Below are 14621 nucleotides of genomic sequence, written 5' to 3' on the forward strand. Positions count from 1 at the left end.
CGGATTTTAGATAAATCATGATGGTTTCATAACCTTAAATTTCTATTAAAACAATTAATACTGTGTCTCCAATGATTAGAAGTTTACATTCAGACCAACTGTGTAGAATTTCACCTGAGGATAACTCCAGCCTGCAGCACCTCCAAAAACATGCCCATGGAATGCCGTATTATTTGCTTCCGGATCATATCCATCAGGGAACTTAGTGAAAGTAAGCAGGTTTTCACCACTCAGATATAGTCTTGCCCGCGAAATAAATGCCTTTTTTGTTAAGGAAGCTGGTATAGTATACCCAAGCTGGATATTTTTCATCCTCAGATAAGATGCATCATGTATTGAAAATCCACTGGCAACCACATTTTTTCCTCCAGCACCACCTTCCAGTTGTGTTTTAGGGAAATAACCTTCTTTTACAACTACTCCGTTTTGTACTATCATTCGATCAAGGTGCATGCTCAAAGCTTTACCGTTTCGCATAAATGGCATATAACCACGAACTCTCAAGTACCTTGATACACCTTCTGTGCCATGAAAAAAGGTTGAGAAGTCAAATCCTTTGTATCTGAAACCAAGGTTCATACCATAAGTGAATTTTGGAACTGTATTTCCAAGGACAACCCGGTCATTTCCATCAATTTTACCATCTCCATTCTGATCCTTGAACTTTAAATCTCCGGCACCAACACTTGGATGGTGAACAGCTCCTGCCTTTGCCTCTGCGTCGCTCATGAAATAGCCATCCCACTCATAACCTATGTAGGAGTTCCAGGGTGTTCCTTTCTCTCTTACAATTGCACCACCTTCGCCGGCAACATCGAAAATATCCCTGCTGAAATATTCTTCTACGTTGTTTTTGTTATATGAACCATTCAGGGAAACATCAAACTGGAATTCACCCTTCATTTTGGAATACCTCATCTCAGTTTCGATGCCCTTATTGCTCATTGCTCCGTAATTAACTGTAGGAGCAGGCAAGCCGAAAGCTCCTGATACAGGGACAACAGTCAGGATATCATCGGTATACCTATCGTAAGCATCAATGCTTAATGAGATTCTGTTCTTTAACATTTTAAGGTCTACACCAATGTTCTTCTCAGTGGTTGTTTCCCAGGTAATATCTGGATTGTTTGCAGTGGTCTGTGCTGCACCTGTGGCACTTGCACCACCGAAAGCGTAATTCTGACCTAATGTGATTAGAGGTAAATACATGAAATCAGCTATTCTGTGATTCCCCAACTGACCCCATGATGCCCTTAATTTTAAGAAATTAAGCCAGTTTATATCTTTCATGAAACTCTCATCGCTCATCACCCATCCTGCAGAAAATGAAGGGAACCATCCCCAGCGATTTCCTCTCGCAAATTTTGAGGAACCGTCTCTCCTTATATTAGCCTCGAACATATACTTGCCATCATAATCATAGTTTACTCTTGCAAAATAAGAGCCCAGCGTTGCTCTTCTGTTCGTGCCTGAATTTAAAAGACCGGCAGTGCTACCTGCACTGATTGCCGTGAGGTCATTTGACGGAAAGCCCAGGCGAAAGGCCATGGTAGAATACATGTCCTCGGTTCTGGTTGATGCACCCGCGAGGCCTTTTACACCATGTTTGCCAAACCTGTTATCATAGTTCAATAAAGATTCCATATCAAGTATTCCGAACCTGTCCAAAATCTCCTGATTTGAGGAAGGGCCTGAAACTTGTCCGCCACCATAAGTAAACTGAGAAATATGGTTGGTAGTTTCCCGGAACGTATAATCCAAACTCGCTCTGTTTCTCCAGGAAAGGCCTTTTATGATTTTTGCATCTGAGAATATAGTACCTACTAATTGATTGCCCTTGATTGCCCTTAGGTTCCCCTGATCAATCCATGCTGCAAAATTTCCAAGCGGATATTCCCCTGACCATGAGCCGTCAGCTAATTTAAGTTTTTGAGTAGGAGGAATATGAGTGACAGAATTGTAGAACTGCTGCAGGTCACCTCCACGGGTAAGTTCCGGACCGGTTAAGGGAAGGGTATTTACTGCACGGTTTAGTGCGGTATTAATACCCACATTTAGCCATTTATTGATCTTATTGTCAACGTTGAAGCGGAAGTTTAATTGTTCTGCATCAACTGACTTTATCACACCTTTTTGCTCGTTATATGCCATGGAGATGTTATATCTGGTAGCCTCAGTTCCACCCGAAAAATCCAGTCCGTGATATTGTGAGCCACCTGATCCTGAATACAATACACTCATCCAGTCGGTGCTTGGGAAGTTGGGGTCATTCCCAGCTCTATATCTGGCAATGGCATCAGCGGTAAAGGTTGGGGATAATCCGGCATTTGCCCTGGCCTCATTGTGAAGCTCTGCATAATCTGCAGAACCAAGAAAGTCGGGAACAGCAGTCGGGTCTTGCTTTCCAAAATAGGTATTGTATCTTATCTGGATTGGTCCTTCTTTTCCTCGTTTTGTTGAAACAAGAATTACCCCATTGGCAGCTCTTGTTCCATAGATAGATGCAGAAGCTGCATCTTTCAGCACGCTAATGCTTTCGATATCAAATGGGTTGATATTATCCATAGAAGATTCCAGGCCATCCACAATTACAAGTGGTTGTGAATCTCCCATACTTCCCTGACCTCTGATCAGTACATTCATCCCTTCAGCCCCCGGCTGTCCCGAATTTGTATGAATAAATACCCCTGAAACCTGACCTTCAAGCATTGAAGCAACGTTGGTCGCAGGTCGCGAGGACATTGCTTTTTCTACATCCACCGTAGAAACTGAACCGGTTAAATTAGCTAAATTAGAAGTACCATAACCAATCACAACAACTTCAGTCAATGCGGTATTGGCTGCTTCAAGAGTTACATCAATCGAAGAACGGTTGCTAACCACCACTTCTTTGGTTACATAACCGATATAAGTAAATACCAACACAGAATTATCCTCAGGTACCGTAATAGTATAATTACCATTTAGATCAGTAGTAGTACCTGTATTTGTGCCTTTTATTCGAACACTCACACCCGGGAGGGTTTCACCGGTAGCATCTGTGATTTTTCCTTTTACTTCTTTTGGAGGGGCTTCTTTAATGATTTGAAGTTCAGAATTTGGTGTAAACAGCTCCTTTTTTGATAGAATAATTGTTTTATCAACAATTGAATAATTCACAGGCTGGTTATAAAAGCAAATTTTAAGAACTTCATCAATTGAGGCTTGTTTCACATCAATATCAACTGACTTTACCTGTTTAATCCATTCCTGATTGTAAAAAAATAAATAACCCGTTTGTTTTTTTATCTCTTTCAAGACTTGCTCAACCGGAGCGTTCTGCCTTGATATCGTAATCTTTTGGGCAAATCCTGATGCACTTACCTGTAAACAGGCTATCAATAATACAACAGCGGTTAATTTCATCTTCAGGATAATTTGCCTTGTTAATTTGGCCTGATTAAGTTCTGTAACTAAAACCGGAAAAAAATCCGGACTAATGAATTTTATTGCTCGTATAAAATGAGAATTAGAGAACCTGCCCAGCTTACTGAAAGGTTCTTTTTTGCAAAAAGCATTAATTTGCATAACTTTACATGATTTAGGGTGAATAGAATATTACTTAACAGTGTGTTTTTAGCCCCTTTATTTTATTTCCGGGAACGCTGCAACGTTTCCGGATTTTTTTTGGGCCTTTTTTTGGAGTAGATTTATGGGTCCATAGGCTATATAATTAAGGTAAAACAATAATTTTTTTCTCTTCGACTTTGAATTTAACGCCACTGATTTCGAGTATTTTTAAGACCTGTGATAATTTCGAATCACGGGATATATAACCTCCAAAATGTTTTTCAGGAACAGAGCCTTTGTATTCGACCGAAACATCATACCACCTGCTAATTTGGTTCATCACCGTGCGCATATCTGTATCGTTGAATTGAAACAATCCATTTTTCCATGCTATATTTTGCTCAACATCTGCTGTACTCTTACTTAGTTTCGATCCTTGATTTGAAACTACCTGTTCACCTGGTTTGAGAGTAATGTTGCTACTGATATTGCTTACCTGAACAGAACCTTCTACAAGTGTAGCGGCACTATAGTTTTCATCGGCATAGGCCATTACATTAAACTGGGTTCCGGTTACAAACACATTCATATCGTTAGTCTTTACTTTAAAAGGTGTTTCTGTATTTTTTGCAACTTCAAAAAATGCTTCTCCTGTAAGTTCTACATTTCGTTCTTTTCCATTGAAAATGGCCGGAAAACGAAGTGAGGAAACGGAGTTTAACCAAACTTTGGAGCCATCAGGTAAAATGATCTGATATTTGCCGCCTTTTGGTGTTTCTATAGTATTGAATAGAACTGTCTCTGAGCTAAGTCCTGCCATTTCTGGCATATTATAAATTATAGATCCATCTGCGGCTTTACTTATATTAATCCCACCCTGTTCTGCAATAGTGCCTTTGTTTGCATCGTCAAGGATAATTTTGGACCCATCTGCGAGTGTTAATACCGCTTTATTGCTGCCTGGATTTTTGTCATAAACATTATTGATATTTTCCGTTTGTACTAATTCGGGCTCACTATCTTTTAAAAAGTTGCTGCTAATGCTGATCGCGATTAAAACTGCTGCTGCAATTGAAGTTCCCCATAGCATAATTCGTAAGCCCTTATTCTGAGTTTTAATACCACTCATCTTACTAATTTCAGACCACATCTCTAGCTTCTCAGTGCTGTAATCATCCTGTTCTGAGAGTACCGATTGTTTTGATGATTCTGATTGGTACCAATGCTCCACCAAGGCCTTTTCCTCAGTTGTGCAATTACCTTGATTATATTTTTTTAGGAGCTGTTTGGCTTCCGGTCCGGTCATAATTATTGTATATATTATGATAAGACAATTTTAAACGGGACAGGTAGTAGATAAATCGAAAATAAATTTCAAAAGCCTTATAATTATTATAGGCTTGAGATGTCGCTTGCCAGGCTGAGGCAGATGCTAAGGATGAGTATAAAAATGTCTAACCTTAAGCGCAGGATTTTAATGGCATTATTAATTTGCTTTTTAACTGTTTTGTCAGATATGTGCAGTTCTTCAGCAATTTCTTTGTGAGTGCGGTATTTTTTGCGGCTTAGTTCAAATATTTCCCGCATTTTACATGGAAGGTTCTGTATTTCTCTTTCTAAAGCAATTGAAAGATCTTTAGCAGTTAATTGGTCAAGCACTGAATTCTGATGATAGCTGGCGAAATGGCTTAAGGAAGATAAGTAGTTGTTCTTTATTTTATCATGTCTGATAAGATTGATTACTTTATTTCTTGCGGAAACATACAGGTAGGCAGACAAGTTAGTTCCGGGCTCTATATGTTCCACATTCAGCCAAAGGTTTGTGAATAGTTCCTGAACAAGATCTTTTGTTTCATCCTTATCACCGGTCATTTTAAGGACATGATGAAACATAAGTCCCCAATACCGTTCGTATATCTCAGCGAATGCCAACTGGTCACCCGATTTGATATAATCCAGTAAATGATTGTCAGTAAGGGAACTATAAACACTCATATTAATGCAACGCGTAAACGAATATATTAATTCTGCCTTAAAATAACAATTTGAAATTGTAACAAGAGCGTTTGAGTGATTTGATTATAGCTTTTCATAAATATCAAATCAGGTAAAAAAAACAGGCCCCTGGTATAAAGGAGCCTGTTTTTTTTACCTGATTTGCCGGAATCATTTTCCAGGCAAGGAAGCTTTATTTAATCGCTTCGTTTATTACCCTCCCAATATTGCCGTTTGGTTCCTGAATACGCAGGATTCCACTGATTGTAGGAGCAATATCAGTCATGTTATATGAAAGGTTTGTTTTCCCTTGTTTGATTCCCCAGCCCATGAAAAGCATTGGGATACGTGTGTCTGCCGGGTTCATGGTTCCATGGGTTGCTCCGGTTGCTCTGGGCGATGAGCCCGAATACCAGGCTGGTTCCAGTACAATCTGTATAACCCCGCTACGTTCAGGATGATACCCGTTTATTATTTTTTCTTTATAAACTTCCGGAATGGTAGCATTCTGAGCATTTGGAATATCAACTACAAAAGCAACACCTTCTTGCTTTTTCAGGAATTCCATCGTGCTCTTCTTGATTGCTTCTTCGTTTAATTTATTTGCATTAATTACTGCATAATTGAAACTTACTGCATAATTGCTAAAACTCAGTGCAATATTTTTAAACTTAAACTCAGCCTCAAGCTGATTATTTAATTCTCTTAACACTGTACCAGTAGGGAATACCCCGGCACTGATTTTATTGTCATTTAAAAACCCTGCATTATGTTGAGCGGCATGGTCAGCTGTAAGAAATACAGTATAATTTCCTTTTCCGACTTTTGTGTCAAGATAGCTAAAGAATACTGCCAGGTCGCGGTCTAATCGCAGGTAGGTGTCTTCAACCTCAACAGAGTTTGGGCCGAACTGATGTCCTACATAATCGGGTGAAGAAACACTGACTGCAAGAAAATCTGTAATTGCATCTGCTCCAAGCGCTTCATTTTCAACGGCAGCTTTTGCAAGATCCAGAGTCAGGGAACTACCATAGGGGGTATTGGTGATTAGGCCTAAACCATTGTTCAGCATTTCCGAAGTCTTTATAGGAAATGTAGATGTGCTCATGCCAGGGAATTTGCCTTCATAAGGAACATCATCCTTAGTACTTTGTATATAAGTATCGATAGGATAAAGGGTATTCCAATCCTGCTTCAAATATTTTTCTGCTAATTTTTGCTCATTGAACTTCGTAACCCAATCGGGAAGTTGGTTCATGTAATAGGTGCTTGTTATCCAGTTTCCGGAACTTCCATCGTACCAATATGCCGCATTGGCACTATGCCCACCGGGAATAATGGACCCGCGGTCTTTGGATGCAATAGCGATTACCTTAGATCTGAAATTCGTAGCAAGCCTCAATTCATCGGTCATACTTGTTACCAGTAAGTTTTTTGGTGACATTTTTCCGGCTGTTACTGAATTACTTCCCACCGTGCTTACTGTTGAATCGGCCGAGCAATACATGTTTTTTCCTGTCGCCTGTATAATCCAGTCATTCCCTGCAATACCATGAATTGCGGGTACTGAGCCGGTATAAACTGTAGCATGGCCAATTCCGGTAACACTTGGTATATAATTAATGTAGGCGTTTTCACAGGAAAACCCTTCGTTCAGCATTCGCTTGAATCCTCCGTTTCCATAACGCTCGTAGAAACGGTATAAATAATCCCATCTCATCTGATCCACCATTATTCCAACCACTAATTTTGGACGGGGGACGCTGGTATTCCTGACAGGTGTTTGTGTTTTTGATTGCTGTGCACTGCTAGTTAAGCTTGCCAGTACTAATGAAGTAAAAAACAGGAACTTTATTCTCATTGGATTTGGGATAAATAATTGATTGGTTTATTGTCTTGTATGTTGAATTTTCATAGATCAGTTACGAAGAATTTTTGTACATCTTTTGCTTATGCAAATGTCGCTTTATTAGAGTAGTCCATATGTAAAATTATACTATAGATTCTGGCAAGGAGAATAAGGGTTTCATGGATTTATAGCTTGAAAGAAAATCACAACAGGCAATAAGTATTATTTTGAGATTGGAGTACCCTCTTTTTTAACCTGTATGTTATCCATAGTCACATTCCCAATATAGATAGCACCAGTTTCAACCTGTAAGGAGTTTGTATGAAGTTCGCCCAGAATGTTGCCTGAGCTTTTTATGTCAATGGAATCTGCAGTAACATTTCCGTTAACGGTTCCAAAAACTACAATTTCCCTGGCCTTAATATTTCCCTCAATTATTCCGTCCTCACCAATGATTAAGCCCTCGGCAATTATCAGATCACCTTTGATATTGCCATCAATTCTCACAAAAACTTCCGACTCTATTCTGCCATGGACTACACAACCTTTACTGATCAGTGTCGGGGCAGATGTAGTTTGTCCGTTTTTAGAACCAGCCATTTGTTTAATTTATACTTAGGAAATTTTTTGGATTGACAGGTTTCCCATTCTTCCTCACTTCGTAATGAAGATGGTTTCCGGTAGAGTGTCCGGTTGATCCCACATGCCCTACCACCTGTCCTGTATTTACAGTTTGACCTACTTTCACATTAACCTTTGATAAATGGCCATAAAGAGTTTCAAGATTATTTTGATGTCTGATCTTTACGCATTGGCCATATCCCTGAAACCAACCTGCAATCACAACTTTTCCGTCTGCAGTACTCTTAACTGCGTCGCCCTTCCGGCCCTTAAAATCTATACCCGGATGAAATTCAACCCTTCCCCGCCTGATTGGATCACCCCGGTAACCAAAGGCTGAATTAATCACATAATTTGCAGGATATCCCATAGGGGTGAAGGCAACACCAAGGATAAAATCTTCAAGTCGTTCATCATATAATGCATAGGTTTCTTCCGGACTGAGTTCAGAGGAAGATTCATTATTGCCACCAACCTCATCCACAGTAAAACCTTTTATGCCTCTTTTAATAAGGTATTGATTGATTTTTTTTAGCTTGTTTTCAATGTTCTGAATATAGTTACGCGCCTGGGTACTATCGGTTGGTGGTGGAATCTGTTTTTTTAAATGGGCGATCTCCCGGTTATAGGCAATTCTTTCCTTTTCAATCTTACTGATTTCAAGTGATAGGAAAATTATTGTACAGGTTAGAATAAAGATAGTAATACCAATGCTAAGGGCATAATGTTTTAAGCGGTTGATGTGTTTTGTTTTGACGCGGAGTGATTTTGTTTCGCCTTTATTTGAGCCTACTATCAAAACAGTACTGAAATCTGATTTTGAAAATATCATTTATCTTGTTTTTTATGGATAAAAGCTATTTTATCCTACATACATTTTCAAAGCTATGATACAGCATTTTATTGTTTTTTTAAAACATTTTATCAATTTAATTATATGTTTATTCTAATTCAATAAAATTATCCTAATTTAGAGTGCATTTGTTTGCTTCGTATTCTCTCATTATGAATATATATATCCTTTCAAGAAATTTTATTCTTTTGAAACGAAATTTAGTAAAATTGAAATTAACACATATATAAACTCTAATTAAAATAACAGAATGTTTGCAATTCAGTCGTTTTCCAGCTTAATAGAAAATAGTAACGCCAATCTCAGTAATACATCCAAGGACCTATTGAATGGTTTAAAGATCTTTCATGAGAATCAGTGGTATATATGTGGTAATCTAGCTATGAGTGAGGGTCAACTGCCACATAAGTTTATTAATTCGGCTCCAACAGATCTCGATTATCAGTTACTTGTTAAAGCTGCATTGCTCTTGATATCAGATTCAGCTGAGCAGCCATTAACGATCACAACAGGTTTTCCGTATTCTACTTACAGGATATACAAAGATATGGCAACAGAATTTCTGAAGAAGACCCATATCATTGAATTTGATGCATCTACTTACAGCAACAGCGGGAAGAGATCTGTTATTTTAGATGTTCAGAATGTTGAGGTAATACCTGAGATTGTAGGCTGTACCATTGCATTAAGAAAAGGTGAACATCAGGCTGAAGGGAATTTCTTCGTATTAAGTTGTGGATTCGGGACATTTGAATCAGTTCTTAGTATGGAATCAGGAATTGTTGAACAGACTATGGTCAGTACTCATGGGTTAAAGTATGCTGTAAATATGATGATGAGTGAGCTTGAGAAGAGCCATTACCTTGGTTTCAGAAATGCACACCTGATGGATGAAGCCTTCCAGAAAGGTTATATTATTTTGAACAGAAAGAATGTTGATCTGAAAGAAATCAGAAAAAATGTCTTAAGGTCATATTATAACGAAGTTATTTCTCCAAATCTGAGAAATGTCATCACAGATGCAAACCTGATGAAATCCAACAAGGTATATCTCTGCGGCGGTGCAATGTTATATCAGGATTTGGTTGAATGCTTTAAAAATGAGTTTGGTGATGTCGCTCAACTTGAGTTTGTATCTGATCCCGCCAGCCTTGCAAGTAAGGGATATACACTAAATTCACTTCGTGTCTCAGGTGGTAAAAAGCAATCCTCCGTTGGTTTGGATATTGGTAATGCTACAACTGTAGTAACTACTCTGACGGAATGATCGGCCGGGCTGTAAATTTTATTAAGAAGTATCTCGATAAAAAAGACCGCCAAAAGGAGATAATTGCAGACTTTCACACTACGATAATCAGGGTTGAAGACAATTTTATTTCATCAACTTCTGTAATGCTCGACGAGCGATTAATTGGGAACATATATTCCCTGAAAGAAGTTACCGTAGCTTCAGGTGCTGAAATATCGGGTAATATCACTTCCAGGACAAGTAATATTCATGGTAAAGTAATTGGGGATATTATCTCCACCGAGTCAGCAATCATTAGAAGCTCGGCCATAATATGCGGGAATATCAGGGCTAAATCAATAAATGTAGAACCTGGATGTACTATAAATGGGATGATCCGGATTGAAGGGAATATTGATGAGCGCGATCTTATTGAGAAGGTTGAGAACAGGCTCCCTCCAAAAAGCCAGAAAGAGATTATTTCTTTGCCTTATTTGATTTCTGAGCCGGCTGAAACCGAAATGGAAGCTGTTGCCAAACCAACAAGTCAACATGACAGACCATCTGAGGTGAATAAGCGGGCGCCGGTTCCTGTGACTAAGACTAAGTTAGTTGTGCCTTCGGCCGATCAGGAGGAAGCTAACAAACCCAATACCAACAGCTGGTATTGATTCTGCTTCTATTTTGACACTAAGATTATAAGCAGCTCCTTAAATGAAATCTAAAATCATAATTTTGAAGGATATTTCCGGGATATAATCTACTGGAATATCCTGTACAATTATGGAAGAAACCTCTGCCCCGGACTCAAATTTAACCATACCATTTTCAGTTCTGGATCTGGTTCCTGTTTTGTCAGGGAAAGGCCCTTCCGACTCGTTTAAGAATAGTATGGATCTTGCCAGGAATTGCGAAAAATTCGGATATTCCAGGTACTGGATAGCTGAACATCACAATATGGCAGGTATTGCGAGTTCAGCCACCTCCATTCTGATCTCGCATATTGCAGCCGGCACAAACTCTATACGGGTTGGTTCGGGTGGAATTATGTTACCCAACCATGCACCTTTGATTATTGCAGAGCAGTTTGGTACACTTGAGTCTTTATTTCCAGGAAGAATAGATCTCGGACTCGGTCGCGCGCCGGGTACTGATCAGTTAACTGCTATGGCATTACGCCGAAACCTGGAAGGTGCGGGAGAAGATTTTGCAAAAAGTCTGATGGAACTGAGATCATATTTGTCATCAGATAATTCAGAGTCAGCAGTGAGAGCAATCCCCGGGGAAGGCCTGGATATTCCAATATGGCTGCTTGGTTCCAGTACCTACAGTGCCCAGTTAGCCGGAATTTTAGGTTTGCCATTTGCATTTGCAAGTCATTTTGCACCAGCTCAGCTATTTTCTGCATTGCAGGTTTATCGTGAAAGTTTCAGGCCATCTTTGTCACTGAAGAAACCCTACGCGATAGCTTGTGTAAATGCCATTGCAGCAGAAACTGATGATGAAGCCGAATTTCAGGCCACTTCTTTGTTTACTGCTTTTCTGAATGTAATCAGAGGAAAACGGACAAGTCTTCAAGCGCCAGTAGCTTCAATGGATATGATCTGGAATGAACAAGAAAGGTTTGCAGTGATGCAAATGCTCAAATATACCTTCATTGGTTCAGGAGCTAAAATGAAATCCCTTCTGTCTGAATTTGTTTCAAAAACCGGAGTTAATGAGATTATGATTAATTCTCATATTTTTGATCATAAAACAAGGGTTCGTTCCTATGAAATTATCTCGGAATTGGTATCCTGAAGAATCTCATGTATATTCAATCATGACAGAGGGAAAATATTTTTTGAATTTCTAAACTATGTCTAGTCTATCAACATACAAAGCTGCATCTGCTGTTGCATTAATTGCGGAAAAACATTTTGCAGACCATTTGGATGAGGCAATGCAAAGAGGTGAGCCAGATCTGGCAGCTGCACCATCGGCTATACAGATTGAAATTATGCTAGATATAGCATTCTGGGCAAGCTTAAGAAGAGAGGAGGGTAATTCTCCAAAAATTTCAATTGCTTTCCTTTCCCCTGAACAGGCAGGTTCTGCACTTCAGTTCGAGCAAAAACTTGCTTTTAACAGCAAAGTGCTCACTAAACTTGGTCCGGGGGTGGAGCGCCCCGGTATTCATTTGGGAGTATGGTATGATGAAAACGGCTTGTATATTTGGGGAACGACTCATAAAATCCCTAATTGCTGTTTTGTACTGGATGTTTCTGAACCCGGTCTGCTGGTTATAAAACATAGAAGGATGCGTGGCTTTGGAAAGTATACCAATATAATGGTACTCCGCGGTGACCAAATCAAGGTGGTCGATGAGAGTAGCGCAAATTTACCGGATTGCCCGATGTTATTGACCTCATTACTTGGTTTAACGTCAGAATCTGATGATAATTCTGTAAACGTGCTGATCCAGCTTGCCACCTCAATGCGTGCACACAAACATGGTGGAATTTTACTAGTCGTTCCTGCAGGTACTGATACATGGCGTGAATCTATATTAAAGCCTGTTAAATATGCTGTTTATCCGGCATTCGCCGGACTGACTGACCTGATGAATGATGATCAGAATAAATGGACATCAAGTGTATGGCTCGGGGAACTTAGCCGGGAAATTGAAAGCATTGCCGGTCTTACAGCAATTGACGGTGCAACAGTAATTACTGATAATTATGAGGTGCTGGCTTTTGGCGCTAAAATCAGCAGGATAGATGGGAGTCCGAGAGTTGAACGGGTGTTGTTAACTGAACCTGTGGTTGGTGGGGAAGGAAAAATTGTAAATCCTGCAAGTAGTGGAGGTACAAGACATATTTCTGCAGCACAATTTGTCCATGATCAGCGTGATTCTATTGCACTGGTAGCTTCTCAGGATGGACACTTTACCATCTTTACCTGGTCACCCTGTGAGAATATAGTACATGCCCACAGGATAGATAGTTTGCTGCTCTAATTTGAAGATTTGAAGATTTGAAAATTAGCAAATTTGAAAATGAGATTTGCGTATTCAGGAATGTTTATTACCAGGCATTAAATTATATATAATATTCTATCCAACTTGTTATTCTGCTTTAATTTCCCATGCTAGCGCAGATGTGTCGCGTGTACTTATTTAGTTCATTCATGGGACGCGTGGCACGCCCGTACCAGCAGCGTCATGCTATCCGTCCCAATGAAAAACAGCTCCGTGTAAAATAAACCTTGCCGGAGGAGGTAGCTTCCGGCTAATGGTAATTTGAAATAATAAGTATTTCTTGCCGGAACTAACCGGAGGAAAGGGCTGAACTAGCCTATAAAACACAGGCGCTGCTTTCCAAAATCAAATTATTATGCTCCAGAGCCTAATCTGACCGATTATAAAGTATTTTTTTACTCTTTCTTCTGTCGAACTCAGGTTAAATTAAATAAAACTCAATCCAACCTATGATTATGCTGTAATTTCTCTACTCCGGTATTTGCTGACTTAAACAGTGCAAGGTCCCAAATCCCCAGATCAGGTCTGTTGCATTTATTGGAATGATCTTTCGGTCAGGGAAACATCCTGCAATAATATTCAATGCCTCACGGTCTCTGTAATCATTAAATACCGGTACAAGGACTGACTTGTTTAAAATAAGAAAGTTAGCATAACTGGCAGGTAAACGGAGTCCATCGAAATCAAGCCTGGAAGGCATGGGCAAGATTACAATTTTTGGTGATTTTCCATTCTCTAATTTTGCCTCCTGAAGCCGTTTCAGGTTATCCTGTAATGCTTTATAATTGCTGTCCTTAGGATCTGATTCTATAACGGTGACAATCGTATGCTCATTCACAAATCGGCAGAGATCATCAATATGTCCATGAGTATCATCTCCGGTGATTCCATCCCCAAGCCAGATTACATTGCTCACTCCAAGGTACTCCCTAAAGACCGCCTCATAATCCGCGCGACTAAATCCAGGATTTCTTACCTGAATATCCGGATGCATCAAACATTCTTCTGAAGTAAGGAGGGTACCCTTTCCGTTTACATCAATGGCGCCTCCTTCAAGAATAACCGGTTTGCCATCTCGAAAAACAGGTGTCAGCGGTATGTTAAGATGATTGGCTACACTTGATGGTACCTGTCTGTCGAGTGTATAGTTCCTGTATTTTGCCCAGCCATTAAAATGGAAATTTAAAGCTTCCCTTTTATTACCATTTTTAACGATAATCGGACCAGAATCACGCATCCAGCTTCGGTTGGTTTTTTGAAAAATAAAATTCAGCTTTTCAAGATCTACATGAGCCTTTTCCAGCATCTCAGAGACTCTATTCTTCTGTTTTTCATCACTGACCAACAGAAAGACTTCTTCAAATTCAGCTATTTTTTTGATGAATTCGACAAAATCCCATTGTACAGCGGCAAATTTGCCCGGCCAGTCATTGCCATTGTGTGGAAAGCAAAGTAATATACCCTGCTGTTTTTCCCATTCAGCAGGAAATCTTCTACCTGTACTCAT

11 protein-coding genes are annotated in these 14621 nt (G+C 39.5%); 4 read left to right on the forward strand and 7 right to left on the reverse strand.

The features are described from left to right. Positions 1-75: 75 nt before the first annotated feature. The 6 genes from Q8S11_RS15065 to Q8S11_RS15090 all read right to left on the reverse strand — a co-directional run bounded on the left by Q8S11_RS15065 (position 76) and on the right by Q8S11_RS15090 (position 8846). Positions 76-3405, reverse strand: coding sequence for a TonB-dependent receptor (locus tag Q8S11_RS15065; protein ID WP_305662950.1), 3330 nt, complete (start codon positions 3403-3405; stop codon positions 76-78). Between the two features lie 307 nt (positions 3406-3712). Then, the gene (locus Q8S11_RS15070; protein ID WP_305662951.1) at positions 3713-4855 is read right to left on the reverse strand and encodes a FecR family protein; all 1143 of its coding nucleotides are present in this window, start codon (positions 4853-4855) and stop codon (positions 3713-3715) included. Positions 4856-4941: 86 nt separating this feature from the next. Next, positions 4942-5544 (reverse strand): RNA polymerase sigma factor, encoded by a 603-nt coding sequence (locus tag Q8S11_RS15075; protein WP_305662952.1) that lies wholly within the window; start codon positions 5542-5544, stop codon positions 4942-4944. Between the two features lie 193 nt (positions 5545-5737). After that, positions 5738-7405: an alkaline phosphatase PafA gene (pafA, locus tag Q8S11_RS15080; protein WP_305662953.1), complete on the reverse strand. Its 1668-nt coding sequence runs from the start codon at positions 7403-7405 to the stop codon at positions 5738-5740. A gap of 210 nt (positions 7406-7615) precedes the next feature. Further along, positions 7616-7993 (reverse strand): polymer-forming cytoskeletal protein, encoded by a 378-nt coding sequence (locus tag Q8S11_RS15085; protein ID WP_305662954.1) that lies wholly within the window; start codon positions 7991-7993, stop codon positions 7616-7618. 4 nt (positions 7994-7997) lie between these two features. After that, positions 7998-8846, reverse strand: a complete 849-nt coding sequence (locus tag Q8S11_RS15090; protein WP_305662955.1) for a M23 family metallopeptidase — start codon at positions 8844-8846, stop codon at positions 7998-8000. 271 nt (positions 8847-9117) lie between these two features. Here Q8S11_RS15090 and Q8S11_RS15095 point away from each other — a divergent pair, with 271 nt between their 5' ends. The 4 genes from Q8S11_RS15095 (at position 9118) to Q8S11_RS15110 (ending at position 13093) form a co-directional block, all read left to right on the forward strand. Next, positions 9118-10134, forward strand: a complete 1017-nt coding sequence (locus Q8S11_RS15095; protein WP_305662956.1) for a hypothetical protein — start codon at positions 9118-9120, stop codon at positions 10132-10134. Next, positions 10131-10766, forward strand: a complete 636-nt coding sequence (locus tag Q8S11_RS15100) for a polymer-forming cytoskeletal protein (RefSeq protein WP_305662957.1) — start codon at positions 10131-10133, stop codon at positions 10764-10766. Before Q8S11_RS15095 ends, Q8S11_RS15100 begins: the two co-directional genes overlap by 4 nt. 112 nt (positions 10767-10878) lie before the next feature. Continuing rightward, positions 10879-11895 carry an LLM class flavin-dependent oxidoreductase gene (locus Q8S11_RS15105; protein WP_305662958.1) on the forward strand — a complete coding sequence of 339 codons (1017 nt, stop codon included), beginning with the start codon at positions 10879-10881 and terminating at the stop codon, positions 11893-11895. Positions 11896-11953: 58 nt separating this feature from the next. Next, the gene (locus Q8S11_RS15110; RefSeq protein WP_305662959.1) at positions 11954-13093 is read left to right on the forward strand and encodes a putative sensor domain DACNV-containing protein; all 1140 of its coding nucleotides are present in this window, start codon (positions 11954-11956) and stop codon (positions 13091-13093) included. 490 nt (positions 13094-13583) lie between these two features. Here Q8S11_RS15110 and Q8S11_RS15115 read toward each other — a convergent pair whose 3' ends face one another. Further along, positions 13584-14621, reverse strand: a complete 1038-nt coding sequence (locus Q8S11_RS15115) for an agmatine/peptidylarginine deiminase (protein ID WP_305662960.1) — start codon at positions 14619-14621, stop codon at positions 13584-13586.

It is taken from the genome of Daejeonella sp., from assembly GCF_030695525.1.
Taxonomy (GTDB): Bacteria; Bacteroidota; Bacteroidia; order Sphingobacteriales; family Sphingobacteriaceae; genus Daejeonella.